This is a genomic window from Moorena sp. SIO3I6 (assembly GCF_010672095.1).
Map to the genome: position 1 here is coordinate 1 of NZ_JAAHHU010000571.1, position 2775 is coordinate 2775.

The following is a 2775-nucleotide window of genomic DNA, read 5'->3' on the forward strand; positions in this document are numbered from 1 at the left end:
TGACAGTTTGATCGCACCGTGTTAAGATAAAAACATAACAAAAAAACAATTAATGTTCTAGATAAACATGATCTTGAATAAGTAGACAGTGTAAAAAACATGTTTTGAGATAATCATGTTGCACAATCAAGTCTAACGATTTGGACGTCTATGAAAGTCTTTGATAAAAAAAATGTTCATCTAGATTTGTTATCTAAATTTGTTAACTTAAATTTGTTAACTATTTTAGGTACGGTGGGGCACACCGAAACCTAGGTCATAGACCCTCTACGCTTGTGGAGAGGAGACCTCTATTTTTCCTGGCTCCGGCAAGGGATAACAAGTCACCCCGTTGTTCGCGTAGCGTGGCCAAAGGCCAAGCAAGAATCCCCGTCCTTCCAGGGCGGGGAGTGTCAATGGAATTGGATGCTTATAGTGAGATGTCGGTACAGTTTTCCCGTGGTTGTCCTTTCCAGTGCGAGTTCTGTGACATCTCTGTGCGATATGGCCGTAAACCGCGCACGAAAACCCCAGCTCAAGTATTGGCTGAATTGCAAACTCTCTATAATTTGGGTTGGCGGCTTCCTGTATTTATAGTTGATGATAATTTTATTGGCAATAAACGCCATGTCAAGGTTCTGTTGCAGGAACTGGCTCTCTGGATGGCAGAGCATGGTTACCCGTTTCATTTGTCCACAGAAGCTTCCTTGAATCTGGCCGAAGATGATGAACTGTTGGACTTGATGATTGCTGCCAATTTTAGTTCAGTGTTTGTGGGAATTGAAACACCAGATACTGATAGCTTGACCCTGACCAAAAAACACCACAACACCCGTCAACCCTTACGAGATGCGGTTGAGAAAATTAATCGGGCAGGTTTGCGAGTGATGGCTGGATTTATTATTGGCTTGGATGGGGAAAAACCAGGAGCAGGCGATCGCATTATCGATTTTGTAGAAGCAACCGCTATTCCCCATCCTGTGTTTAGCTACCCCGGCGAGAAGCCCCGCACCATAATCTTTGATTTGGTGTCGGGATGATAGCCGGGACGGGGTTTATGCAAATTAACATTTATCATTCGCCTGGCTTGTGCTAAGATATTTTACATGGCACTAACCATGAACTACACGTACCGAATTTATCCAGATGCAGCTCAACAGGAATTAATGTTGAGTTGGCTAGAAACTTGCAGACGACTTTATAACCGTTGTTTGCGAGACTTAAAGGACTGGATGAATAGTCGTAAGTGTTCGATTGATAGATGTTCGCTCATACGGGAATATATTATGTCTCCAGACATTCCATTCCCGGGTTATAGGTCACAAAAACGACAGTTAACGCAGTGGAAAAAAACCGAAACTGACCTGAAGGAAGTTCATTCTCAAGTCACTCAAGACGTTGTCAAACGTTTACATAATTCCTGGGAGTCGTTCAGACAGAGAGGGCGAGGTTTTCCACGTTTTAAAAAGTATGGGCGATATCAATCCTTTTTGTTTCCTCAGTTTCCTGCTAATCCCCTCAAGGGAAATAAAATTAAACTTCCCAAGATGGGACTTGTAGACATCAACTTACACCGAGAAATCCCTGATGGATTCAAGATTAAAGGTGTGAGAGTTGTGTCAAGATGTCGAGGAACAAAATGGTTTGTTGTCATAACGATTCAAGCAGATGTTTCTGTTCCCGATCCACCGTCTTTTGGGCGAGCAATCGGAATAGACGTTGGATTGATTGATTTCTTGGCAACATCAGATGGATTAAAAATTCCTAGACAGAAGTTTTTTGTAGACTTACAACGCGAGCTTAAATTGCTGCAACGTAGAGAGTCTCGAAAACAGAAGCGGTCTAAGAATTGGGAGAAAGTCCAAATTAAAATCGCACGATTACACCACAAAATTAACAATACTCGCCAAGACTGGCAACTCAAAGTAGCTCATACTCTCTGTGACCAAGCAGATTCTATTTTTGTAGAGGATATTGATTACCGAGTCATGGCTAAAGGGTTTCTTGGAAAGCATTCTCTAGATGCCAGTTTTGGTCAGTTCAGAGAGTTGTTGAAATGGGTTTGTTGGAAGCGAGGAAAGTTTTTTGCCACAGTAGACCATCGGGGGACATCAAAACAATGCCCTAACTGTGGTGCGGAGTGGGATAATAACCTTTCAATTCGTTGGCATACCTGTAAAGAATGCAGCTACTCCAATAACCGAGATGTTGCCAGTGCCGAAGTGATTCGTAATCGTGGGATTCAAAAGTACCCAAGGACTATTGGGGAAAGGAAACCGCCTGCTGAGAGCGTACTATCGGGGATTTTAAATCTAGATAAGTGCTACGCAGGAACTCTTAACTGTGAGGTTAAGAAGCCCGCGCTGTAATCTCTGATTCAGCGTCGGGAGGATGTCACTATGTTACAAGCCTTGCCCAATACCGCCCTTTGGCATCGGCTCAAACAAGAGGGGCGTTTGCTAGAAGGCAATGAGGAAAATATCAATCAGACAACCCTGACCAATTTTATCCCCACTCGCCCGATAGAACAACTGGCTCAGGAATATGTCAGTTGTTTCTGGGAATTATATAAACCAGAATCCTATTTAGGCAGACTTTATCGGCACTACTTAAATATGAAGCCGAAACCCTATCAGCCTAAATTAGTAATGCCAAAATTTATCTATTTCTGGGCACTGCTAATTATTATCTGGCGCAATGGCATCAAGCGCCAAACCCGCTTCCAATTCTGGGGTCAACTTTTTTCTATCCTCAGGCACAATCCTCAGGTATGGAAACGGTATCTTAGTGATCATG

3 protein-coding genes and 1 pseudogene are annotated in these 2775 nt (G+C 42.9%); 3 read left to right on the forward strand and 1 reads right to left on the reverse strand.

Annotated features, from left to right (window positions below; all coding sequences use genetic code 11):
• Positions 1–267 precede the first annotated feature (267 nt).
• Positions 268–396 carry a hypothetical protein gene (locus tag F6K49_RS39750; RefSeq protein WP_293106188.1) on the reverse strand — a complete coding sequence of 43 codons (129 nt, stop codon included), beginning with the start codon at positions 394–396 and terminating at the stop codon, positions 268–270.
• Here F6K49_RS39750 and F6K49_RS39755 point away from each other — a divergent pair.
• The 3 genes and pseudogenes from F6K49_RS39755 to F6K49_RS39765 all read left to right on the forward strand — a co-directional run.
• Positions 396–953 (forward strand): annotated as a pseudogene (locus F6K49_RS39755) (radical SAM protein); the annotation flags it as partial. The gene F6K49_RS39750 and the pseudogene F6K49_RS39755 sit on opposite strands and share 1 nt — an antisense overlap.
• A gap of 144 nt (positions 954–1097) precedes the next feature.
• A complete protein-coding gene (locus F6K49_RS39760) occupies positions 1098–2348 on the forward strand; it encodes an RNA-guided endonuclease TnpB family protein (RefSeq protein ID WP_075906557.1) in 1251 nt (416 codons plus the stop codon).
• A gap of 30 nt (positions 2349–2378) precedes the next feature.
• On the forward strand, positions 2379–2775 hold a 397-nt coding region (locus F6K49_RS39765; RefSeq protein ID WP_293106191.1), incomplete at its 3' end, for a DUF4070 domain-containing protein.